The following is a 21,517-nucleotide window of genomic DNA, read 5'->3' on the forward strand; positions in this document are numbered from 1 at the left end:
CGTCGGGGCGGCCTGCCGTCGCGGCGCGGGAGTGCCGACCGGCCCGCGCCGACCCGTCAGGGACGCAGGTGCACGATGCCGCCGCCCACCGCCTCGGCCACCAGCGTGCGGTGGCATTGCGCCGGGTCCGCTTCCAGGCACAGGACGCACACACGCTGCCGGCCTGCGAGGTCGCGCAGGTTGGCCAGCGCCGCCTGCGGCTCGTCGCCCGCCAGGTGTGCCGCGAAGATTCGCCGCATCTCGGCCGGCCGGCCCGCGCGCACCGCCGCCCGGCCCGCGGCCGGCGTGCCGAGCGCGCGCAGATGCAGGTAGCCGATCCCCGCCGCCTCCAGCGCGGCCGAGAGCGCGCCCTTGGCGAAGCCCGGCCGCCGGCTGTTCGCCAGCGCCCGCACATCGACCAGCGTCGCGACCTCCGCGCCCTTCAGCGCGGCGATCAGCCGGTCCGGCGTGGTCCCCTCATAGCCGATGGTGAGGACCTCGCCGGGGCGGCTCATCGCGTCACGGCGGCATGCGCGGCGAGGCAGGCGACGTCGAGGATCTGGTTCACCCCCGCCTGCATCGGCACGATCTGCGCCGAATGCGTCAGCCCGGTCAGCAGCGGGCCGATCACGGTGGCGCTCGTCAGCCGCGGCACGGCGCGCGTCAGGATGTGCGCGGCGTGCAGCCCGGGCATGATCAGCACATTGGCCGGCCCGGTCAGGCGGCAGAACGGGTAGAGCGAGGCGCGCAGCCCGGGGTCGAGCGCCACGTCGGCCGACATCTCCCCATCGAACTCGAAATCCGCGCCGCGTTCGGCGAGCAGCTTCACCGCGTCGCGGATCGAGCCCGGGATGGTGCCGCGCGGATCGCCGAAGGTGGAGAAGGACAGGAAGGCGACACGGGGTTCGAGCCCGAGCCGCCGCGCGGCGGCCGCCGAGCCGCGCGCGATGCCGGCCAGCGTCTCCGCATCCGGGCGTTCGTGCACCGCCGTGTCCGCCACCAGCACCGTGCCGGCGCGGCGGGAGACGACGATGGACACGCCGAACACGCTGCGCCCGGGGACGGGGTCGATCGCCATGGAGATGCCCTCCATCGCCACCGCGAAGGACCGCGTCGTGCCGGTCACCAGCGCGTCGGCCTCCCCCGTCGCCACCATGCAGGCGGCGAAGACGTTGCGGTCCTGGTTGACCAGGCGCTGGCAGTCGCGGAACAGGAAGCCGTCGCGCTGCTTCTTGCCGTAGAGGTATTCCGCGTAGCGGCGGTTGGAGTCCGACACGCGGGCGTTCTGGATCTCGATCCCTTCCGGCAGCGGCACGCCGAGGGCGGCGGTGATCGCGGTGATCCGGTCCTCCCGCCCGACCAGCACGGGCGTGCCGTAGCCGGCGTTGCGGAAGGCGATGGCGGCGCGGATGACCTTCTCCTCCTCCCCTTCCGCGAAGACCACGCGCTTCGGATTGTTGCGCACGGAATCGGCGATCGCCTCCAGCGCGCCGACGGTCGCGTCCAGCCGGTTGGCGAGGTCGCGTTCGTAGCGCTGCAGGTCGAGCAGCGGCTTGCGCGCCACGCCGCTGTCCATCGCCGCGCGGGCGACGGCCGGCGAGACGCGGGAGATCAGCCGCGGGTCGAAGGCGTTGGGGATGATGTATTCGGGGCCGAAGCGCAGCGCCTTGCCCGCGCCGGCGCCGGCCACTTCCTCGGGCACGTCCTCCCGCGCCAGCATCGCCAGGGCGCGCGCCGCGGCGACCTTCATCGCGTCGTTGATCGTGCTCGCGCGCACGTCGAGCGCGCCGCGGAAGATGAAGGGGAAGCCCAGGACGTTGTTGACCTGGTTGGGGTAGTCCGAGCGTCCCGTCGCGATGATGCAGTCAGGCCGCGCGGCGCGCGCCTCGTCCGGCGTGATCTCCGGGTCCGGATTGGCCATGGCGAAGATGATGGGCTTCGGCGCCATGGCGCGGACCATCTCCTGCGTCAGCGCGCCCTTCACCGACAGGCCGAAGAACACGTCGGCGCCGTCGAGCGCCTGCGCCAGCGTGCGTGCGCCGGTGGTCACGGCATGGGCCGACTTCCACTGGTTCATGCCCTCGGTCCGGCCGCGCCAGATCACGCCCTTGGTGTCGCACAGGATCACGTTCTCGGGCCGCATGCCCATCGCCTTGACCAGCTCGGCGCAGGCGATCGATGCCGCGCCGGCGCCGTTGATCACGAGCCGCGTCGTCGCGATGTCGCGCCCGGTCAGGTGGATGGCGTTGATCAGCCCCGCGGCGGCGACGATGGCGGTGCCGTGCTGGTCGTCGTGGAAGACCGGGATGTCCATCAGCTCGCGCAGGCGCTGCTCGATGACGAAGCATTCCGGCGCCTTGATGTCCTCGAGGTTGATGCCGCCGAAGGACGGCCCGAGGTAGCGCACGGAATTGACGAAGGCGTCCACGTCCTCCGTATCCACGCACAGGTCGATCGAATCGACGTCGGCGAAGCGCTTGAACAGCGCCGCCTTGCCTTCCATCACGGGCTTGGACGCCAGCGCGCCGAGATTGCCCAGGCCCAGCACCGCCGTGCCGTTCGAGATGACGGCGACGAAATTGCCCTTCGCCGTGTAGTCGTAGGCGAGCTTGGGATCGCGGTGGATGTGCAGGCAGGGTTCGGCCACGCCCGGCGAATAGGCGAGGCTGAGGTCGCGCGCCGTGATCAGCGGCTTGGTCAGGCGGATCTCCAGCTTGCCCGGGCGCCCTTCGGCGTGCATGGCGAGCGCTTCCTCGCCCGTCACGCGGGTGGTGCGCGTGTCCTCGGCGGGCGGCTGCTTCACGTCATCCATTGTCGTTCTTGTCCCCGATAGGCGGTGCAGGCGCCATTCTGGCCCCGGGGGCCGCCACTTGCGACCCCCCGGCTTCGCAGGCGCGTCAACCGCGCCGCAGGTTCCACGGATAGGGGGAGGACCCCTCCAGCATCCCGGTCAGGTCGCGGCGGAAGGCCGTGCGGATCCGGAACTGGCCGAGCGGCACGAAGGCCTCTTCCTCGAGCGCGTGGCGGCCGAGTTCTCCGGCGAGCGAGCGCTGCCTGGCCTGGTCGGTCTCGTAGAGCCAGGCTTCCGCCAGTTCCTCCGCCCGCGCGCTTTCCCACCAGCCGAACCAGCCGCGCAGCCCCTGCCCGCGCACCAGGAAGGACAGCGCCGGATTGGCCCAGGCGGTGGCACCCCCGGTCGTGTGCAGCATCGACCAGCCGCCGCGATCGACCGGCTCGCGCGAGTTGCGGCGCTGCACCACCGTGCCCCAGTCGCTTTCCGCCAGGTCGATGTTCATGCCGATCCGCTTGAGCCGGTCGGCGGAGACGAGGCCGAGCGGCCCGATGTCCGGAAAGTCGGTCGGGTTGATGATGACGGCGCGCTGGTTGGCGTAGCCGGCTTCGCGCAACGCCGCGCGCGCGCGGTCGAGGTCGCCCGGGATCATCGCCGCCCCGGTATCCTCGTGATACGGCGTGCCGCGCGGCCAGAGGCTGCGGCAGAGATCCCAATCCTCCCGCGCATCGCCGCGGGAAGCACGCATGTAGTCCTCCTGCAGCACCGAAAGCCGCACCGCCTTGCGCACCGCCGGATTGTCGAAGGGCGGATGCAGGCAGTTCATGCGCATAACGGCGAGCCGGCCGAGCGGGTCCGTCACCTCCCGCCGCACGTCGCGCGCGCGGGCGAGCAGCGCGCCGAGGTCCGGATGCGGCCTTTCCCACCAATCGATCTCCCCGCTCTGCAGCGCGGCGGCGGCGGTCGCGGGGTCGGGCAGGATGTGCCACTCGATGCGCCGGAAATGCGCGACCTTGGCCCCCGAGGTCCAGGAGGGTGGTTCGGCCCGCGGCACGTAGCCGTCGAACTTCTCGTACACCACGCGGCTGCCGGAATTGTACTCGCCGGGGATGAAGCGGAAGGGGCCGGAGCCGATCACCTCGGTGATCGCGCGGCCCGGATCGGTGTTGGCGATCCGCTCCGGCATGATGAACAGGGTCGAGGAATCGGGCTTGGCCAGCGCGTCGAGCAGCAGCGGGAAGGCGCGCTTCAGGCGGACCTGGAAGTTGCGGTCATCCGCCGCTGTCCAGTCGTCGACCACGCGGGCGAGCAGCTGGCCGAAGGGTTCGCGCGCGCACCAACGCTTGATGGAGGCGATGCAGTCGGCCGAGCGCACCGGGCTCCCGTCGTGGAAGCGCAGCCCTTCCCGCAGCCGGAACCGCCAGGTCAGCCCGTCCGACGATGTATCATGCCCCTCCACCATCTGCGGCCTGGGCGTGAGGGACGCATCGACGCCGAAGAGCGTGTCGTAGACGTAGTAGCCGTGGTTGCCGGTGACCGTCGCGGTGGTGAAGATCGGGTCGAGGACGGAGAGGTTCGCCTGCGGCACGAAGCGCAGCGTCGTGGCGCGGGTGTTCTGCGCGACCGCGGGCGCGGCCATCAGCCCGGCGGCGCCGGTGGCGAACAGGGTGCGGCGACGGATCATGGAACTGCCTCCTCGCGGGCGTCGTGGCGCGCCCATGGTGGAAGGCTAGGACGGCGCGGCGCGCGGGGGAACCCGCACCGTCAGGCGAGATTCGCCGGATCGTTCATGTCGAAGGTGAGTTCCACCCGCAACCCGAAGGGGTCGGTCAGGAACAGCTGATGCAGCGGGAAGCCCGGCAGCAGCGCCTCAGCGAAGCCGATGCCGCGTTCGGCCAGCCGCGCGCGGATGTCGTGCAGGCCGCGCGCACGGAAGGCGACGTGCTCGAAGGACGCGCCCTTCGAAGGCCCTTCCGGCGGCCCGACCGTCTCCCGCGCCGCGAGGTGCAGGATCGGCCGCCCGCCGGCATAGAGCCAATGGCCCGGGAAATCGAAGGCGGGCCGCGGCCCTTCCTTCAGCCCCAGCAGGTCGCGGTAGAAGGCGAGCGCCGCGGGCAGGTCCTGCGGCCGGCAGCGCAGATTCGCGTGGTCCAGCCCGTCGATCCGCATCGATCCCTCCCGCCCCGCCTGTTTCCGGTTTAGAGCAGCGGACATGACAGGCGCCCCGTCCCCGGACCGCAAGGAGATTCCGCGCGCCGAAGGCGCATCCGGGATCCCGCGCGCCGACGGCGCGACCCCCGCCATGGCGCAATGGTTCGCCGCCAAGGCCGCGCATCCGGACGCGCTCGTCTTCTTCCGCATGGGCGACTTCTACGAGCTGTTCTTCGCCGATGCCGAAGCGGCTTCGGCCGCCATCGACATCGCGCTGTCCTACCGGGGCGAGCATCGCGGCGAGAAGGTGCCGATGTGCGGCGTGCCCGCCCATGCGCATGAGCTCTACCTCGCCCGCCTGATCCGCCAGGGCTTCCGCGTCGCGATCTGCGACCAGATGGAGACGCCGGAGGAAGCCAAGCGCCGCCGCGCGCCGACCATCCGGCGGGAGGTGGTGCGCCTCGTCACCCCCGGGACCGTCACCGAGGACGCGCTGCTCGATGCCGCGCGGCCCGCCTGGCTGCTCGCCCTCGCGCCGGATGGCGACCGGCTCGGCGCCGCCTGGCTCGATGTGACGACCGGTGCCTTCGGTACGGAAAGCCTGCCGGCCGCCGACCTGCCCGCGCTGCTCGCGCGGCTCGAACCGGCGGAGGTGCTGGCGCCGGAGGCGCTGGCGCGCGGTGCCGCGCTCGCCGCGCTGTCCGAGCGCATCGCCGTGTCCGACCCGCCGCGCGACGGTCCGCGCCGCCTGGCGGACACCTTCTCCGTCGCGACGCTGGACGGCTTCGGCGCCTTCACGGCGGAAGAAGCGGCCGCCGCCGCCATGGCGGTGGACTATGTGCGCCTGACCCAGGCCGGCGCCCTGCCGCGCCTGTCCGCGCCCGTCCCCGCCGGGGCGCGCGGCCTGCTGCAGATGGACGGCGCGACTCGCCGCAGCCTTGAGATCCTGCGCAGCGAACGCGGCGAGGCGCGGCATTCGCTGCTCGCCGCCGTGGACCGCACGGTGACGGCCGCCGGCGCGCGCGAACTCGCCGCGCGGCTGGCAGCACCCCTGGCCGAGGCCGCGCCGATCGCGGCACGGCACGACGCCGTCGCCTTCCTGCTGGCGGCGGATGCGGTGCGCGCCGGCCTGCGCGCGGCGCTGAAGGGCGCCCCCGACATGGCGCGCGCGCTGGCGCGCCTGTCGCTCGACCGCTTCGCCCCGCGGGACCTCGGCGCCATCCGGGATGGCCTCGCCCGCGCCGAGGCGATGGCCGGCGCGATCGACGCCGCCGCCGGCGTGCCGCCCGTCCCCGCCCTGGTCGCCGGCGCGCGCGCCGCGCTGATGCCGTCGGACAGCCCGCGCGCCGAACTCGCGCGCGCGCTGGCGGATCCGCTGCCCGCGCGGCTCGAGGATGGGGGCCTCGTCGCCACGGGCTACGATGGCGAACTCGACGCGCTGCGGCGGCTGGCCGCCGGGGCGCGGGAGGCGATCGCGGCGCTGCAGATGGACCTCGCCCAGGGCTGGGGCGTGGCCAGCCTGAAGATCCGCCACCACCAGCAATTCGGCTTCCTCGCCGAAGTGCCGGCCGCGGCCGGGGAAAAGCTGCTGCGCGCCGCGCCCAAGGACGGGCCGATGGCGCCGGTGCATCGCCAGACCATGGCGAACGCGATGCGCTTCACCTGCGCGGCGCTCGCCGAACTCGACCGCCGCGTGGCGGAGGCGGGGGAACAGGCGAGCAAGCGGGAAAGGGCCGTCGCGCAGCACCTGCGGCGGCTGTGCCTGGCGGCGGCACCGGCGATCGCCGCGGCGGCGGCGGCGATGGCGGAACTCGACGTGCATGCGGCCGCCGCCGAACTCGGCGCCGATGGCCGCTGGTGCCGGCCCGACATCGCCGATCGCGCCGACTTCGCCATCGCCGCCGGCCGGCATCCGGTGGTCGAGGCCGCCCTCGCCCGCGCACGCGGCCCGGCCTTCGTGCCGAATGACTGCGACCTATCGCCCGGCCGGCGGCTCTGCCTGCTGACGGGGCCGAACATGGCGGGCAAATCGACCTTCCTGCGGCAGAACGCGCTGGCCGTCGTGCTGGCGCAGGCGGGGCTGTTCGTGCCCGCCGATGCCGCGCGGATCGGGCTTGTCGACCGGCTGTTCTCCCGCGTCGGCGCGGCGGACGACATCGCCGGCGGCCGGTCCACCTTCATGGTCGAGATGGCGGAAACCGCCGCGATCCTGAACCAGGCCACGGCACGATCCCTGGTGGTGCTGGACGAGGTCGGCCGCGGCACCGCGACCTGGGATGGGCTCGCCATCGCGTGGTCCGTGCTGGAGGCGCTGCACGACCGCATCCGCTGCCGCACCATCTTCGCCACGCATTTCCATGAATTGACCGCGCTGGCCGGCAAGCTGCCCGACCTCGCCCCCGCCACCATGCAGGTGCGGGAATGGCGCGGGGAGGTGGTGTTCGAGCACCGCGTGGGCCCCGGCGCCGCGGAACGATCCTGGGGCGTGCATGTCGCGCGGCTGGCCGGCGTGCCGCGCCCGGTGCTGGTCCGGGCGCAGGAGGTGCTGAAGGCGCTGGAGGCCCGCGCGCGGGGCCTGGACCCGCTGTCCGAGGAATTGCCCTTGTTCGCCCGCCCGGCCGCCCCGGCGCCGCCCGCCGCGCCGGACCATCCCGCGCTGGCCGCGCTGGCGGAACTCGATGCGGACTCGCTCAGCCCGCGAGAGGCGCTCGATGCGCTCTACCGGCTGAAATCTCTGCTGGGGCCTGTCGCGGAGGCGGCGGACTAGGTAGTCTGGCGGACGATGACCTCCCTGGACGAAGCCGGAACGACCGCCGGACCCGCCGAGGGCCCCGCACCGCGGCCGGCCCGGATGGTGGGCGAGCCGCCCGTGGTCCTGGCCAATCTTCTCTCCGACCTCATGCCGCGCGCGCGCCCCGTGCCGCGGGACGAGGCGGTCACGCTGCTGCGCCGCCACCTGGGCCGCATCCAGAACCGCGTGCAGCAGGCCTTCGAGGCGCATGAGCTTTCGGGCCTCGCGGCCGCGCGCTGGCTGGCCGCGCTGACCGACACGGTCATGGCCGGCATCCACGCCTACACGGAAGCGATGCTGCCGCCGGCGGCCGGCGAGAAGCCCTGGGCCCTGGTCGCGACCGGCGGCTACGGGCGTGGCGTGCTCGCGCCGTTCTCCGACATCGACCTGCTGTTCCTGACCGACGGCGCGATGGGCCCGCGCGGGAAGCAGTCGGTCGAGTTCATGCTCTACCTGCTGTGGGACCTCGGGCTGAAGGTCGGGCACGCGACGCGGTCGCGCGCCGACTGCATCGTGGACGCGAAGGGCGACGCGACGGTGCTGACCGCGCTGCTCGATGCCCGCCACATCGCCGGCGAGGCCGCGATCTTCACGCGTTTCGAAGCGGCCTTCCGCGCCGCCCGCGCCGAATGGGGGCTGAAGCCCTTCCTGGCCGCCAAGCGCGCCGAACGCACCCAGCGCCATTCGCGCTACGGCGAAAGCCCCTTCCTGGTCGAACCCCATGTGAAGGAAGGCCGCGGGGGCCTGCGCGACCTGCAGACGCTGTACTGGCTGGCGCGCTACGCCTTCAACGTGCAGCGCATGCCCGAGCTCGTCGGGCCGTCCACGCCCGGCGGCGGGCTGCTGACGGCCGAGGAAGCGCGCGCCATCCGCCGCGCCTGGGATTTCTTCTGGACCGTCCGCTTCCACCTGCACCTGGTCGCCGGACGGGCGGAGGAGCGCCTGACCTTCGACCTCCAGCCCGTCGTCGGCGCCCGCATGGGCTATACGCGCCACGGGCTGCAGGACGGGGTGGAGCGCTTCATGAAGCACTTCTTCCTGACCGTGCGCGACGTGGCGCGCTTCACGCGCATCCTGGAACCGGCGATCGAGCGTGCGGCGCTCGGCCCGCCGGCCGTCGTGCCGTCCTCGGACAAGGCGCTGACGCAGGCGGGCTTCGCGCTGGCGGACGGCAAGATCATCGCCGCCCCCGGCCACGACTTCACCATCGACCCCGCGCTGATGCTGCGCATCTTCCGCATGGCGCGCGACCGCGGGCTCGACATCCATCCGCTCGCCTTCCGCGCCATCGTCCGCCATGCGCGCCACGTCGCGCGGCTGCGCGGGGAACGCGAGGCAAGCGGCGAGTTCCTCGACATCCTGACCGGCCGCGACCCGGCCACCTGGCTGCGCATGCTGAACGAGGCGGGGCTGATCTCCCGCCTGCTGCCGGACTGGCAGCGCATCGTCGGGCTGATGCAGTTCGACACCTACCACGTCTTCACGGTGGACGAGCACACGATCGAGGCGGTCGGCGTGCTCGCAGCCCTGGAACGCGGCGAACTCGGCGAAGTCGCGCCGGTGGCCTCCGAGCTCATCGGCCAGTTGCAATCCCGCCGCGCGCTGTTCGTCGCGGTGCTGCTGCACGACATCGCCAAGGGCCGCGGCGGCGACCACAGCGAGATCGGCGCCCAACTGGCGCAGACCATCTGCCCGATGCTCGGCCTGACGCCGGAGGAGACGGAGACCGTCTCCTGGCTCGTGCTGCATCACCTGCTGATCAGCCAGACGGCCTTCAAGCGCGACATCGAGGATCCGAAGACGATCCTCGACATCGCGGAGGTGGTGCAGTCGCCCGAACGCCTTCGCCTGCTGCTCGTGCTGACGGTGGCCGACATGCGCGCGGTCGGGCCCAAGGTTTGGAACGGCTGGAAGGCGACGCTGCTGCGCGAATTGTACTGGCGCGTGGCCGAGGTGCTGGCCGGCGGCCTGTCCGTGCCCGAACGCGACGTGCGCGTCGCCCGCGCCAAGGAAGCCGCCGCCCTGCTGCTGGCCGACCGGCCGAAGCCGGAGGTCGATGCCTTCCTCGACCTGGGCTACCCCGGCTACTGGCTGTCCTTCGACCCCGAGACGCACGCCCGCCACGCGGCGATGATCCAGGAAGCGCGCGAAGCCAAGGCGCCGCTGACGGTCCGCACGCGCGTGCTCGACAGCCGCGCGGTGACGGAGGTGACGGTCTTCTGCACCGACCATCCGGGGCTGTTCAGCAAGATCGCCGGCGCGCTCGCCGTCGCGGGTGCCACCATCGTCGATGCGCGCATCCACACCATGACGGACGGCATGGCGCTCGACACCTTCTGGGTGCAGGACGCGCAGGGCGGGGCCTTCGACGCGCCGCACCGGCTCGCGCGCCTGGCTGTGCTGGTGGAACAGTCGCTGTCCGGCCGGCTGCGGCTGCGCGACGAGATCCGCAAACTGAAGCGCGAACCCGCGCGGCTGCGCGCCGTGACGGTGCCGCCGCGCGTCGTCATCGACAACCACGCCTCGAACACCCACACGGTGATCGAGGTGAACGGCCGCGACCGGCCGGGCCTGCTGCACGACGTGACGGCCGCGATCAGCGACCAGGGGCTGCAGATCGCCTCCGCGCACATCACTACCTACGGCGTGCGCGCGGTGGACGTGTTCTACGTGAAGGACGTGTTCGGGCTGAAGGTGGAGAACGAACGCAAGCTGGCCGGGCTGCGCCGCGCGCTGGAGACGGCGCTCGAGATGGCCGAACGGCCGGGCGGCGGCGGGGTGGCGACACGGGCGGCGGCGGAGCCGGCCTGAAGAGGGCGGGGGGAAGAAGGGAACTCCTCCCCCCGACCTGCGCATGTCCACGATCTACGCCATCCTCCTCCCCGCCCCCGCCGACCTCGACGCCTGGCGCCTGGCCGCGCGGCGCATGCTCGCCGCCGGCCTGCCGCCCGCGCAGATCGACTGGCGCGTCGCCGGCGACGACGCCGCGCTGTTCGGGGAGGCCCCGCCCGACCACCCGCCTTCCACCGCGCGCGTGCCGCGCGCCTTCATCGACCTCGCCTCGGTCGTGATCCGCCACCGCGACGCGGCGCGCTTCGCGCTGCTGTATCGCCTGCTCTGGCGCATCACGCATGGGGAAGCCGCGCTGCTGCGCATCCCGACCGACCCGGACGTTGTGCGAGCGGAGGCCATGGCGAAGTCCGTCCGCCGCGACGCGCACAAGATGCACGCCTTCCTGCGCTTCCGCGAAGTGGCGCAGCCGGACGGGCCGCGCTTCCTCGCCTGGTTCGAGCCCGAGCACCACATCGAGGAAGCCGAGGCCGGCTTCTTCGTCCGTCGCTTCGCCGCGCTGCGCTTTTCCATCGTCACGCCGCGGCGAAGCATCCATTGGGATGGCCAGGACCTGGCCTTCGGCCCCGGCGGCCATCGCTGCGACGTGCCCGCCGAGGATGCGACGGAGGATCTCTGGCGCGCCTATTTCGCCGCCATCTTCAACCCCGCGCGCCTCAAGCCCGCGGCGATGCGCGCCGAGATGCCCAAGAAGTACTGGCGCAACATGCCCGAGGCCGCGGACATCCCCCGCCTGATCGCCGAAGCCCCGGCGCGGGTGCGGGAAATGGTCGCGCGTGGTGCGACGCCGCCCACGCCGGTGCCGCAGCGCCCGCGCCTGCTGGCGGCCGAAAGCGGCCAACGCGCGGCGGAGGAACGGCCCGCGCCGCGCGATGCGCGCGAGGCCGCCCTCGCCGCACTGCGCGCGCGCCTGCTGGCGGATGCGACGCTGCCGCTCGCCGAGGCGGCGACGCAGGCGGTGTTCGGCGAAGGCCCGGTCGATGCGCCGCTGATGCTGGTGGGCGAACAGCCGGGCGACGAGGAGGACCTTGCCGGGTGCCCTTTCGTCGGCCCCGCGGGCCGGCTGCTTGATGCCGCGCTGGCCGAGGCGCGGATCGACCGCGCGCGGCTGTATGTCACGAACGCGGTGAAGCACTTCAAGTACCAGCCGCAGGGACGCCGCCGCCTGCACCAGCGGCCGGACACGGGCGACATCGCGCGCTACCGCCCCTTCCTGCTGGAGGAGATCGCGCTGGTGCGCCCGCGCATCGTGCTCGCCATGGGCGTCACCGCGGGCCAGGCGCTGACGGGCGATGCGCGCGTCACGCTGTCGGGCCTGCGCGGTACGACGCACGAACTGCGCTGCGGCACGCCGATGCGCGCGACGGTGCATCCCGCCTATCTGCTGCGCCTGCCGGAAGGGGAAGGGCAACGGCGCGAACATGCGATGTTCGTCGAGGATCTGTGCGACGCGGCGGCCTATGCCGGCATCAGCACGTCCGGGCGATGAGCGGTCCGTTCAGCCGAGCAGCCGCCCGATCACCCGCGCCGTGTAGTCCACCACGGGAATGACCCGCCCGTAGTTGATCCGCGTGGGCCCGATCACGCCGATCGCGCCCACGATCCGCTCCTGCCCGTTGCGGAAGGGTGCGACCACCATCGACAGCCCGGCGCTGTCGAACAGCCCGCTTTCGGCGCCGATGAAGATCTGCACGCCCTCGCCCCGCTGCGCGAGGTCGAGCAGGCGCAGCATCGTCTCCTGCTGCTCCAGCCGCTCGAACAGCCGCTTGATCTCGCTGACGCGCGCGGCCTGGTCGATGGTTTCCAGCAGCCGCGCCTGGCCGCGCACGATCAGCGACCCGCCCTGCCCGCCCGACCATGTGGCGAGCCCCGCCTCGATCACCTGCTGGGTCAGCGCGTCCAGCGCGGTGCGGTTGGCCGTGACCTCCCCGGCGATGACGCCGCGGGCTTCCTCGAGCGTGCGGCCCGCAAGGCGCGCATTCAGGTAGTTCGACGCCTGCTGCAGGGCCGAAGGCGGCAGCCCCGCCGGCACCTCGATGACGCGGTTCTCGACCTGCCCGTCATCGTGCACCAGCACCACCAGCGCGCGCCCGGGGCCGAGCGCCACGAACTCGATATGCCGCAGCGCCCCTTCGGATGTGGGCGCGACCACCAGCCCCGCCGCGCCGGCGAGGCCCGAGAGCATCTGCCCGGCCTCCCCCAGCGTTTCCTGCAGCGAACGGCCGGAGGCGGCGCAGCGCGCGGAGATCGCGTCCCGCTCCTCCTCCCCCAGCGCGCCGAATTCGAGCAGCCCGTCTACGAACAGCCGAAGCCCGCGTTCGGTCGGCAGCCGGCCGGCGGAGGTATGCGGCGCATAGAGCAGCCCGGCATCCTCAAGGTCGGCCATGGCGTTGCGGATGGTGGCCGGCGACAGGCCGAGCGGCAGCCGGCGCGAGAGCGTGCGGGAGCCGACCGGTTCCCCGGTCTCGACATAGGTCTCCACCAGCTCGCGAAGGATCAGCGCGCTGCGGGAATCAAGGCCCGCCAGGGTCGCCCCCGCCGGACCGGGAGGAAGGATTGGAGTCGTTCCCATCTCTCGGCATGTTGTCGGGTGTCGCTGGAAGGCTAGGGAGCGCCTTGACCCGCGTCAACGCCCATCTCCCGCGGGATTCCGCGCGCGAAGCCCCCGCCGCGCGCGGAACGCCCGGGCCGCCGGGCGGGCGGTCAGAAGCGGCGGTCGAAGCGGTCCTCGCGCCGGTCGCGCACTTCGCGGCGACGCTCCCGCCGGTCCTCCCGCCGGTCGCGCCAGCCGCCCTGGTGCGCCGCGTCGCGGCGATCCTCCCGCAGGTCGCGCCGTTCGCGGCGGCGCTCGCGGATGTCCTCGCGCTGGTCGGGCGTCATGGAGACGCGCCGGGCATCGGCGATGGCCTTGGTGCGCTGCTCGGGGGTCATGGCGAGCCAGGCGTCGCGCGGGTCGGACTGGGCGAAGGCGGGCGTGGCGATCGGGACGGCCAGGATCGCGGTCGCGATCGCCAGGCCCAGGAAGCCGGTTCGGGTCATCGGGGGTTTCTCCGCTGCGGCCCGTGCGGGATGCCGGGCGCGCAACCATCGGGCGCCCGCCTTGTATCCGGTGCGTGTCCGATCGCATGTCGAAGCGTATCGATCCGCAACGCATGCGGTTGAACGACGGGGCGCAAAGGGCCAGAAGGGCGCATGTCGAACCGCCCCTCTGGCCGCCTGGCCGATGCCCTCCGCCCCGTCAGCCTCACCCCCGGCGCGGCGCGCCATGCCGAGGGGTCCTGCATCATCCGCATGGGCGTCACCGAGGTGCTCTGCACCGCGAGCGTCGAAGGCAAGGTGCCGCCCTTCCTGCGCGGCCAGGGCCAGGGCTGGGTCACCGCCGAATACGGCATGCTGCCGCGCGCGACGCATACACGCGGCGACCGGGAAGCCGCGCGCGGCAAGCAATCCGGCCGCACGCAGGAAATCCAGCGGCTGATCGGCCGGTCGCTCCGCGCCGTCACCGACCTCAAGGCGATGGGCGAAATGACGGTCACCGTCGATTGCGACGTGCTGACCGCCGATGGCGGCACGCGCTGCGCGTCCATCACCGGCGCCTGGGTCGCGCTGCACCTCGCCTTCGAGCATTGCCGGCGCATGAACGTCATCACCCGCAACCCGCTGCGCGACCAGGTCGCGGCCGTGTCCTGCGGCGTCTGGAGCGGCACGCCGGTGCTCGACCTCGACTACGCCGAGGACAGCAAGGCCGACGCCGACGCCAATTTCGTGCTGACCGGCGGCGGCGGGATCGTGGAAGTGCAGGGCACGGCGGAAGGCGCGCCCTTCAGCGACGACGAATTGCTGGCGCTGCTGCGGCTGGCGCGGGCCGGCACGGCGGAACTGTTCGCCAAGCAGCGGGATGCGGTGGGGATGTGAGAGCCATGGCCGGCGCCGATCAGACAGAGAAGGGACACCGTCGCCTCGCCCGCGGGTCGCGCATCGTCATCGCCACCCACAACAAGGGCAAGCTGCGCGAAGTCGCGGCCCTGCTCGCCCCGCATGGAATCGAGACCGTCTCGGCCGGCGAGCTCGGCCTGCCCGAGCCCGAGGAGACTGAGGAGAGCTTCCTCGGCAATGCCGCCATCAAGGCGCGGGCCGCGGCGCGGGCGGCCGGTCTGCCAGCGCTGTCGGACGATTCGGGCTTTTCCGTCGCCGCCCTCGGCGGCGCGCCGGGCGTGCGGACCGCGGATTGGGCCATGCAGCCGGACGGCTCGCGCGACTACGCCGATGCGATGCGCAAGGTGATGGAAGTGGCGCAGGAATTCGAGGACCGCACCGCCTGGTTCACCTGCGCCCTCGTCCTCGCCTGGCCCGACGGGCATGAGGAAGCCTTCGAGGGGCGCGCCATGGGCCACTGGGTCTGGCCGCCGCGCGGGGCGCGGGGCTTCGGCTACGACCCGATGTTCGTGCCCGATCGCGGCGCCGAGACCTTCGGGGAAATGGCGCCGGAGGAGAAGCACCGCATCAGCCACCGCGCCGCGGCGTTCCGGCTGCTCTCCGCCGCCTGCCTGCCCGCCATCGAATCGTAGCGCGACCGTCATGTGATCGCGGTCGCACCGGCGCGCGCCGCCCGTGCGGAATGCTGCGCGCACCGGAGGTCCCGCCCATGCGCCTCGCAGCCTTCAACGTCGAGAACCTGTTCGCCCGCGCCCGCGCGATGAACGGGGAGGATTGGCAGGATGGCCGCCGCATCCTCGAGGATTTCGCCCGCTTCAACGCGCTGATCGGCAAGCCGGCCTACAGCGCGGCGGACAAGCGGCGGATGGCAGAGCTGCTCGAGGCGCTCGGCCTCGGCCGCGCCGACGATGCCGAATACGTCCGGCTACGCCGCAACCGCGGCGATTTCCTGCGCCGGCCCAAGGGCGGGGGCATCGAGATCCTCGCCGCCGGCCGCGCCGAATGGAATGGCTGGCTCGAGCTGGAACGGGAGCCGGTGGACGACGTCGCGATGCGCCTGACGGCGCGCGTCATCGCCGATGTCGGCGCCGACGTGCTCGGCGTGGTGGAGGCGGAAAGCCGCCCGGCGCTGAAGGATTTCTCCGAGCGCATCCTGCCGCTGGAAGGCGCGGACCCCTATGCCGGCGTCATGCTGATCGACGGCAACGACACGCGCGGCATCGATTGCGGCGTGATGCTGCGCGACGGCTTCCGGCTCGCGACGATGCGTTCCCATGTCGACGACGCGGATGCGCAGGGGCTGGTCTTCAGCCGCGACTGCCCGGAATTCCACATCGCGACGCCGTCCGGCGCGCGGCTCGTGCTGCTGGTCAACCACCTGAAGAGCAAGGGCTTCGGGGCGAAGCGCGATTCGGACGCGAAGCGGCGCCGGCAGGCGGAGGCGATCGCGCGCATCTATGCCGCCCTGCGCGCGGCGGGGGAGGACAACGTCGCCATCGTCGGCGACCTGAACGACACGCCGCCCGCCGATGACGACCATCCCCTCGCGCCGCTGCTGCGCGGGACCGACCTGAAGGATATCTCCGTCCTGCCGGGGCACGATGATGGCGGGCGGCCCGGCACCTACGGCGCCGGCACGGCGGGCAACAAGATCGACTACATCCTGCTCTCGCCCGCGCTGCAGGCCCGGCTTCGCGGCTCGGGCATCTTCCGCCGCGGCATGTGGCCTGGCCTGCGCCCGCCGAAATGGGACACCTATCCCGAGATCGACCCGCGCCAGGGCGGCAAGCCGCACCAGGCGGCCTCAGACCACGCCGCGATCTTCGCCGACGTGGACATCTGACGTCGTGACGGCGCCCGGAGGCCTTCCGGCCTCTGGCGGGGTGAGGCCCGGAGAGGGGCGGCGCCCCTCCCGGCCGGTCAGTCGGCGCGCCACACGGGGAACGGATCCGCCAGCCGCGCCCAGCCCTTCGCGCCCGGGCGCATCTCGGCCTCGGTCAGCAGGCAGGACTCGAGGTCGCGGCGCAGCGCCGCCTCATCCATCCCGAGGCCGATGAACACGATCTCCTGCCGCCGGTCACCCCAGGGTTCCTGCCACTGCTGCGCGATGCCTGCGCGCCATTCAGCGTCGTTCGGCCAGCGCGCGGGCGGCTGCGCGGCCCACCAGAAGCCCGCGCCCTGGTGCCGGCTGACGCGCCCGGCCAACTGCCATTCCCCCGCCCAGGCCAGGCGCGTGGCCAGCCAGAAGAAGCCCTTCGCCCGCACCACGCCCGGCAGGTCGCCCTCGATCAGTTGCTTGAAGCGGGTGGGATGCAACGGCCGGCGCGCGCGCCAGACGAAGGATCGGATGCCGAACTCCTCGCTTTCCGGCAGGTGGTGGCCGGCCAGCGCCTGTACCCAACCGGCCGCCTGGCGCGCCTGCCCGAAGTCGAAGCGCCCGGTGCCAAGCACATGGCCGAGCGGCACTTGCCCTTCGATGCTCGAGACGATCTCCGCGCGCGGATTGAAGGTGGCGATGATGCCGGCCAGGCGCCGGAGGTCGACCTCCGATACGAAGTCCGCCTTGTTCAGCACGATGACGTCGGCGAACTCGACCTGTTCGACAAGCAGGTCGACCAGGAGGCGGTCGTCGTCCTCCCCCGTCGTCTGGCCACGCCTCGCCAGGGTATCGGCCGAGGCATAGTCATCGAGCCACGACTTCGCATCGACCACCGTGTCCATGGTGTCGAGCCGCGCGAGGTCGGCCAGCGAGAAGCCGTCCTCCGTGCGGAAGTCGAAGGTGGCGGCGACGGGCATGGGTTCGCCGATTCCCGTGCTCTCGATCAGCAGGGCGTCGAAGCGGCCTTCGCGGGCAAGCTTCGCGACCTCGGCCATCAGGTCCTCGCGCAGCGTGCAGCAGATGCAGCCGTTCGACATCTCGACGAGCCTCTCCTCGGTGCGGGAGAGCGCGCCGGCATTGCCGACCAGCGCCGCGTCGATGTTCACCTCGCTCATGTCGTTCACGATGACCGCGACGCGCCGCCCCTCGCGGTTGGCGAGGACATGGTTCAGCAGTGTCGTCTTGCCGGCGCCGAGGAAGCCCGACAGCACGGTGACGGGCAGGCGCGTGTCGCTGGCATTCATGCGAAGTGCCCCGGTTCGTCGATGCAGAACAGCAGCCGGGCCCGGCGCCCCTCCGGCAGATGGGAGACGGGGGGCGAGCGGTGCAGGCAGCCCGGCGGTGGCGGCGGCGCGTACCGCGTGCCCTTGAGCAGCGCGACGGCGAGCGCAGGCGCCTGGTGCGGCGCGCGGCAGTCCGGGCCGCACATGGTCCACTGCGTGCCTGCGCCGCGATAGGTGCACAGCAGGCGGAGCCCTACCGCGTCGATGTGCAGGCGGCGGCAGGAATCGTCCCGCACGCCTTCGAGCCGGAGGCGCACGCGCTCATGGCCCGTGAAGGTCGAGAAGAACTGCGCGAGCCGCAGCATGTCCGTCGCGAGGTCGAGCGGCACCGGTCCGGGCAGGCCGGCCCTCAGCCGGTCGAGCGCGGCCTCGGGCCGGTCCTCGCAGGCCGCGCGGAACGGCGCGGCGGCGAGCAGCCCGTCGGTCGCGCGACGCCAGCCGGCGGGCTCGGGGCGAAGCCAGAGGGCAAGCGCGACCTCCGGCCGCAGGATCTCGAGCAGCACCGCCTCGTCCGCGCTGACCGCGGCGCAGGGGGAGGCGCGCTCGCTGAGCGGCGCGGCGTCGGGGGGAAAGACTTCGCAGAGGTAGGACACGCGGCGCTCCGACAGCGGCCGCAATGTTATAATATAACTCACAACATTCCGACAAGCCGCCTCTCAGCCGCCAAGGCGGTCCTTCACGATCGCCAGCCCCGCCGCGAAGGCCGCCTCGGCATCCAGCGTCGAGGTGTCGAGCAGGATCGCATCCTCGGCCGGCCGCAGCGGCGCCACCGGCCGGTTCGCATCCTGCGCGTCGCGGTCGCGGATCTCCGACGTCACCTGCATCAGGTCCGCCGCGACCCCGCGCGCCTGGAGTTCGAGGAAGCGCCGCCGCGCGCGTTCCTCCACGCTGGCGGTGACGAACAGCTTCACCCGGGCATCGGGGAACACCACCGTGCCGATGTCCCGCCCGTCCAGCACCGCGCCATGCGCCCGGCCGAAATCGCGCTGGAAATCGAGCAGCGCGGCGCGCACGGCGGGGATGGCGGCAACGGCGCTCGCCGCCATGTCGGCCATCGGGCCGCGCAGGTCGCCGCGCTCGAGATCCGCGGGCGTGAGCGCGCGGGCGGCGGCCTCGGCCGCGACGGCATCGCGCGGGTCGGCGCCCGCATCCAGCACGCGCCGCCCGACGGCGCGATACAGCAACCCCGTGTCGAGGTAGGGCAGGCCGAGCGCCGCCGCGAGGCGCCGCGCCAGCGTGCCCTTGCCGGCGGCGGCGGGCCCATCGACCGCGACGACGGTCGTGCCCGTCACGGCGCGGCCAGCGCCTCGGTTCCCGCCAGCCCGTTCATCAGCGTGGCGAAGCCGGGGAACGATGTGTCGATGAAGGCGGCGTCGTCCACCGCGACCGGGGCACGCGCCGCGAGGCCCATCACCAGCGCGCTCATCGCGATGCGGTGGTCCATGTGAGTCTCGACCGTGCCGCCGCCGGGAATCGCGCCGCCGGTGCCGTGCACCACCAGGTCGTCGCCCTCGATCTCCGCGCGGATGCCGTTGGCGGCGAGCAAGGCGGCAGTCGCCGCCAGCCGGTCGCTCTCCTTCACGCGCAGTTCTGCGAGGCCCCGCATGCGAGTCGTGCCGGTCGCCGCCGCGGCGGCGACGGCGAGGATCGGATACTCGTCGATCATCGACGGCGCGCGGCCCGGCGGAACCTCGACGCCCGACAGCGCGGCGTATTCGGCCACGATGTCCCCGACCGGCTCGCCGCCCGACACGCGCTCATTCTCGACGCGTAGCGCCGCGCCCATGTCCCGCAGCGTCGCGATCAGCCCGGTGCGCAGCGGGTTGAGCCCGACATTCTCGACCACGACGCGCGAGCCGGGCACGAGCAGCGCGGCCACGATAGGGAAGGCGGCCGAGGACGGGTCGCCTGGCACCAGCACCGGCGCGGCCACCAGTTCCGGCTGGCCTTCCAGCGTGACGACGCGGCCTTCCGGCGTGTCGGTCACCGACACGGTCGCGCCGAAATGGCGCAGCATGTTCTCGGTGTGGTCGCGCGTCGGCTCCCGCTCCACCACCCGCGTCGTGCCCGGCGCGCAGAGGCCGGCGAGCAGGCAGGCGCTTTTGACCTGCGCGGAGGCGACGGGCAGCGTGTAGTCGAGCGGCAGCGGATCGGCCGCGCCGCGCACGGCGAGCGGCAGGCGGCCGCCCTCCCGCGTCCAAAACGTGGCGCCGGTGGCCGAGAGCGGGTCCGTCACCCGCTTCATCGGCCGGCGGCGGAGCGAGGCATCCCCCGTCATCACCGCGAACAGCGGATGGCCCGACAGCAGCCCGAGCAGCAGCCGCGCCGCCGTGCCGGAGTTACCCATGTCGAGCACATCGGCCGGTTCCACCAGCCCGCCCACGCCGCGCCCGGCCACGCGCCAGGCGCCGGGCCCGGTGCGTTCGACCTCGGCCCCCAGGGCGCGCATGGCGGCGGCGGTGCGCAGCACGTCCTCGCCTTCCAGCAGGCCGGAGATCTCGGTCGTGCCGACGGCAATGGCGCCGAACATCAGGGCGCGATGGCTGATCGACTTGTCGCCGGGCACGCCGAGCCGGCCGCTGAGCGGACGGCCCGGGGCGGCGGCGCGGAGGGGGCGGGGATCGGGATGCGACATGGGCGGCGTTTGACACGCCCCGGCATCGCGTGGCAATGCGCCCGACCCTTGCGAAACGGCGCGCTCCGGCCGCCCGGCCCGCGCGCAGGACGGATGTGAGCCCATGGCGAAGCCCGATCTCGGCCTGAAGCGCAGCTGCGTCGCCTGCGGCGCGCGGTTCTACGACCTGGCGCGCACCCCAGCCGTCTGCCCCAAGTGCAACACGGAGCAACCGGCCGAGCAGCCGCGCCTGCGCCGCGCCGCCGCCGCGCCGCCGCCGGTCGACGAAAAGCTGAAGAAGCGCGCCGCCGCCCCGGAGCTGGAGGGCGACGACATCGAGGTGGAGGATGTCGAGGGCGACGAGGCGATCGAGGACGCCGAGGAGCTCGAGGACGACGCCGAGGCCATCGCCGAGGACATCGAGGTCGAGGCCGACCGCGACGAGGAGACCTGAGCGCAGCGGTTGCCGCTTCGCCGGCGGCACCCCATCCTCCACCGGGCAAGGGTAGGAGAAGCGCCATGTTCCCGATCAATCGCCGCGGCCTGATTCTCGGCGCCGCGGGCCTCGTCGCCGCCACCGCCGCGCGCCGGCCGGCCTATGCGCAGGCCCCCGCCGGCCCGCACAGCCTGCCGCCGCTGCCCTACGCGCCCAACGCCAATGAGCGCGCCATCGACGCCATGACGATGGAAATCCACCATGCGCGCCACCACGGCGCCCAGGTGGCCGGGCTGAACGCCGCGCTGGCCGGGCAGGACCAGCTGTCCGCCATGGCGCTCGACGACCTGCTGATGCGCCTGTCCCAGGCGCCGGAGAACATCCGCACCGCCCTGCGCAACAATGGCGGCGGCCACGCTAACCATTCCATGTTCTGGGAAATCATGGGCGGTCAGGGCGGCGAGCCGACCGGCGACCTCAAGGCCGCGATCGACCGCGACCTGGGCGGCATGGAGAAGTTCCGCACCGACTTCAACGCCGCGGGGATGCGCGTCTTCGGTTCCGGCTGGGTCTTCGTGACCGTGACGCCGGCGGGCTCGCTGGCCATCACGACGAAGCCCGGCCAGGACACGCCGCTGATGGACGGCCAGCGCGTGCTGATGGGCAACGACGTGTGGGAACACGCCTACTACCTGCGCTACCAGAACCGCCGCGCGGACTACCTGGCCGCCTGGTGGAACGTGCTGAACTGGGAACGCCTCGCCGCCCGCTACGAGGCGGCGCGCAACGGCACGCTCAGGATCTGAT

At 72.9% G+C, this 21,517-nt stretch carries 18 protein-coding genes; 8 read left to right on the top strand and 10 right to left on the bottom strand.

The features are described from left to right. Positions 1-56: 56 nt before the first annotated feature. The 4 genes from J5Y09_RS18535 to J5Y09_RS18550 all read right to left on the bottom strand — a co-directional run bounded on the left by J5Y09_RS18535 (position 57) and on the right by J5Y09_RS18550 (position 4,939). Positions 57-494, bottom strand: coding sequence for a DUF488 domain-containing protein (locus tag J5Y09_RS18535; RefSeq protein ID WP_209353310.1), 438 nt, complete (start codon positions 492-494; stop codon positions 57-59). After that, positions 491-2,791 (bottom strand): NADP-dependent malic enzyme, encoded by a 2,301-nt coding sequence (locus tag J5Y09_RS18540; protein ID WP_209353311.1) that lies wholly within the window; start codon positions 2,789-2,791, stop codon positions 491-493. The genes J5Y09_RS18535 and J5Y09_RS18540 overlap by 4 nt, the downstream gene beginning before the upstream one ends. Positions 2,792-2,876: 85 nt before the next feature. Then, on the bottom strand, positions 2,877-4,454 hold the full coding sequence (locus tag J5Y09_RS18545; RefSeq protein WP_209353312.1) for an ABC transporter substrate-binding protein: 1,578 nt from the start codon (positions 4,452-4,454) through the stop codon (positions 2,877-2,879). Positions 4,455-4,534: 80 nt separating this feature from the next. Then, a complete protein-coding gene (locus tag J5Y09_RS18550; RefSeq protein ID WP_209353313.1) occupies positions 4,535-4,939 on the bottom strand; it encodes a VOC family protein in 405 nt (134 codons plus the stop codon). A 43-nt stretch (positions 4,940-4,982) separates the two neighbouring features. On the opposite strand from J5Y09_RS18550, the gene mutS reads away from it, so the two are divergent. From mutS to J5Y09_RS18565, 3 genes are read left to right on the top strand one after another with little or no spacing between them, the layout of a single operon-like run. Beyond that, a complete protein-coding gene (gene mutS, locus J5Y09_RS18555; protein ID WP_209353314.1) occupies positions 4,983-7,688 on the top strand; it encodes a DNA mismatch repair protein MutS in 2,706 nt (901 codons plus the stop codon). A 15-nt stretch (positions 7,689-7,703) separates the two neighbouring features. After that, a complete protein-coding gene (locus tag J5Y09_RS18560; RefSeq protein ID WP_408904066.1) occupies positions 7,704-10,523 on the top strand; it encodes a [protein-PII] uridylyltransferase in 2,820 nt (939 codons plus the stop codon). Positions 10,524-10,566: 43 nt separating this feature from the next. Next, a complete protein-coding gene (locus J5Y09_RS18565; protein WP_209353315.1) occupies positions 10,567-12,051 on the top strand; it encodes a UdgX family uracil-DNA binding protein in 1,485 nt (494 codons plus the stop codon). Positions 12,052-12,060: 9 nt separating this feature from the next. On the opposite strand, the gene hrcA is transcribed toward J5Y09_RS18565, so the two are convergent. Together hrcA and J5Y09_RS18575 are read right to left on the bottom strand one after the other, a co-directional pair. Next, positions 12,061-13,134, bottom strand: coding sequence for a heat-inducible transcriptional repressor HrcA (gene hrcA / locus J5Y09_RS18570; protein WP_209353316.1), 1,074 nt, complete (start codon positions 13,132-13,134; stop codon positions 12,061-12,063). Between the two features lie 131 nt (positions 13,135-13,265). Then, complete coding sequence (locus J5Y09_RS18575; RefSeq protein WP_209353317.1) at positions 13,266-13,601, bottom strand: hypothetical protein; 336 nt, start codon at positions 13,599-13,601, stop codon at positions 13,266-13,268. A gap of 153 nt (positions 13,602-13,754) precedes the next feature. Here J5Y09_RS18575 and rph point away from each other — a divergent pair, with 153 nt between their 5' ends. From rph to J5Y09_RS18590, 3 genes are all read left to right on the top strand, one after another. Beyond that, positions 13,755-14,477, top strand: a complete 723-nt coding sequence (rph, locus tag J5Y09_RS18580) for a ribonuclease PH (RefSeq protein WP_209353318.1) — start codon at positions 13,755-13,757, stop codon at positions 14,475-14,477. A gap of 5 nt (positions 14,478-14,482) precedes the next feature. Then, positions 14,483-15,130 carry an RdgB/HAM1 family non-canonical purine NTP pyrophosphatase gene (gene rdgB / locus J5Y09_RS18585; protein WP_209353319.1) on the top strand — a complete coding sequence of 216 codons (648 nt, stop codon included), beginning with the start codon at positions 14,483-14,485 and terminating at the stop codon, positions 15,128-15,130. A 77-nt stretch (positions 15,131-15,207) separates the two neighbouring features. After that, the gene (locus J5Y09_RS18590; protein ID WP_209353320.1) at positions 15,208-16,341 is read left to right on the top strand and encodes an endonuclease/exonuclease/phosphatase family protein; all 1,134 of its coding nucleotides are present in this window, start codon (positions 15,208-15,210) and stop codon (positions 16,339-16,341) included. Positions 16,342-16,418: 77 nt separating this feature from the next. Here the strand turns inward: J5Y09_RS18590 and zigA are convergent, their stop codons facing one another. The 4 genes from zigA to aroA form a co-directional block, all read right to left on the bottom strand. Beyond that, a complete protein-coding gene (gene zigA / locus J5Y09_RS18595; RefSeq protein WP_209353321.1) occupies positions 16,419-17,621 on the bottom strand; it encodes a zinc metallochaperone GTPase ZigA in 1,203 nt (400 codons plus the stop codon). Further along, on the bottom strand, positions 17,618-18,253 hold the full coding sequence (locus tag J5Y09_RS18600; RefSeq protein WP_342451502.1) for a DUF1826 domain-containing protein: 636 nt from the start codon (positions 18,251-18,253) through the stop codon (positions 17,618-17,620). Before J5Y09_RS18600 ends, zigA begins: the two co-directional genes overlap by 4 nt. A 63-nt stretch (positions 18,254-18,316) precedes the next feature. Continuing rightward, positions 18,317-18,952: a (d)CMP kinase gene (gene cmk, locus J5Y09_RS18605; RefSeq protein WP_209353322.1), complete on the bottom strand. Its 636-nt coding sequence runs from the start codon at positions 18,950-18,952 to the stop codon at positions 18,317-18,319. Next, positions 18,949-20,295, bottom strand: coding sequence for a 3-phosphoshikimate 1-carboxyvinyltransferase (gene aroA, locus J5Y09_RS18610; protein WP_209353323.1), 1,347 nt, complete (start codon positions 20,293-20,295; stop codon positions 18,949-18,951). The genes cmk and aroA overlap by 4 nt, the downstream gene beginning before the upstream one ends. 103 nt (positions 20,296-20,398) lie before the next feature. Here aroA and J5Y09_RS18615 point away from each other — a divergent pair, with 103 nt between their 5' ends. Both J5Y09_RS18615 and J5Y09_RS18620 read left to right on the top strand, forming a co-directional pair. After that, complete coding sequence (locus J5Y09_RS18615; protein WP_209353324.1) at positions 20,399-20,728, top strand: TIGR02300 family protein; 330 nt, start codon at positions 20,399-20,401, stop codon at positions 20,726-20,728. 65 nt (positions 20,729-20,793) lie between these two features. Next, positions 20,794-21,516 carry a superoxide dismutase gene (locus tag J5Y09_RS18620; protein ID WP_209353325.1) on the top strand — a complete coding sequence of 241 codons (723 nt, stop codon included), beginning with the start codon at positions 20,794-20,796 and terminating at the stop codon, positions 21,514-21,516. The last annotated feature ends 1 nt before the right edge of the window (position 21,517 follow it).

This window comes from Roseomonas nitratireducens (genome assembly GCF_017813355.1).
Classification (GTDB): Bacteria; Pseudomonadota; Alphaproteobacteria; order Acetobacterales; family Acetobacteraceae; genus Neoroseomonas; species Neoroseomonas nitratireducens.

Excerpts from the sequence above, each read along its gene's own strand:
- J5Y09_RS18535 (WP_209353310.1), bottom strand. The coding sequence starts at position 494 with ATGAGCCGCCCCGGCGAGGTCCTCACCATCGGCTATGAGGGGACCACG.
- J5Y09_RS18540 (WP_209353311.1), bottom strand. The coding sequence starts at position 2,791 with ATGGATGACGTGAAGCAGCCGCCCGCCGAGGACACGCGCACCACCCGC.
- J5Y09_RS18545 (WP_209353312.1), bottom strand. The coding sequence starts at position 4,454 with ATGATCCGTCGCCGCACCCTGTTCGCCACCGGCGCCGCCGGGCTGATG.
- J5Y09_RS18550 (WP_209353313.1), bottom strand. The coding sequence starts at position 4,939 with ATGCGGATCGACGGGCTGGACCACGCGAATCTGCGCTGCCGGCCGCAG.
- mutS (WP_209353314.1), top strand. The coding sequence starts at position 4,983 with ATGACAGGCGCCCCGTCCCCGGACCGCAAGGAGATTCCGCGCGCCGAA.
- J5Y09_RS18560 (WP_408904066.1), top strand. The coding sequence starts at position 7,704 with ATGACCTCCCTGGACGAAGCCGGAACGACCGCCGGACCCGCCGAGGGC.
- J5Y09_RS18565 (WP_209353315.1), top strand. The coding sequence starts at position 10,567 with ATGTCCACGATCTACGCCATCCTCCTCCCCGCCCCCGCCGACCTCGAC.
- hrcA (WP_209353316.1), bottom strand. The coding sequence starts at position 13,134 with ATGGGAACGACTCCAATCCTTCCTCCCGGTCCGGCGGGGGCGACCCTG.
- J5Y09_RS18575 (WP_209353317.1), bottom strand. The coding sequence starts at position 13,601 with ATGACCCGAACCGGCTTCCTGGGCCTGGCGATCGCGACCGCGATCCTG.
- rph (WP_209353318.1), top strand. The coding sequence starts at position 13,755 with ATGTCGAACCGCCCCTCTGGCCGCCTGGCCGATGCCCTCCGCCCCGTC.
- rdgB (WP_209353319.1), top strand. The coding sequence starts at position 14,483 with ATGGCCGGCGCCGATCAGACAGAGAAGGGACACCGTCGCCTCGCCCGC.
- J5Y09_RS18590 (WP_209353320.1), top strand. The coding sequence starts at position 15,208 with ATGCGCCTCGCAGCCTTCAACGTCGAGAACCTGTTCGCCCGCGCCCGC.
- zigA (WP_209353321.1), bottom strand. The coding sequence starts at position 17,621 with ATGAATGCCAGCGACACGCGCCTGCCCGTCACCGTGCTGTCGGGCTTC.
- aroA (WP_209353323.1), bottom strand. The coding sequence starts at position 20,295 with ATGTCGCATCCCGATCCCCGCCCCCTCCGCGCCGCCGCCCCGGGCCGT.
- J5Y09_RS18615 (WP_209353324.1), top strand. The coding sequence starts at position 20,399 with ATGGCGAAGCCCGATCTCGGCCTGAAGCGCAGCTGCGTCGCCTGCGGC.
- J5Y09_RS18620 (WP_209353325.1), top strand. The coding sequence starts at position 20,794 with ATGTTCCCGATCAATCGCCGCGGCCTGATTCTCGGCGCCGCGGGCCTC.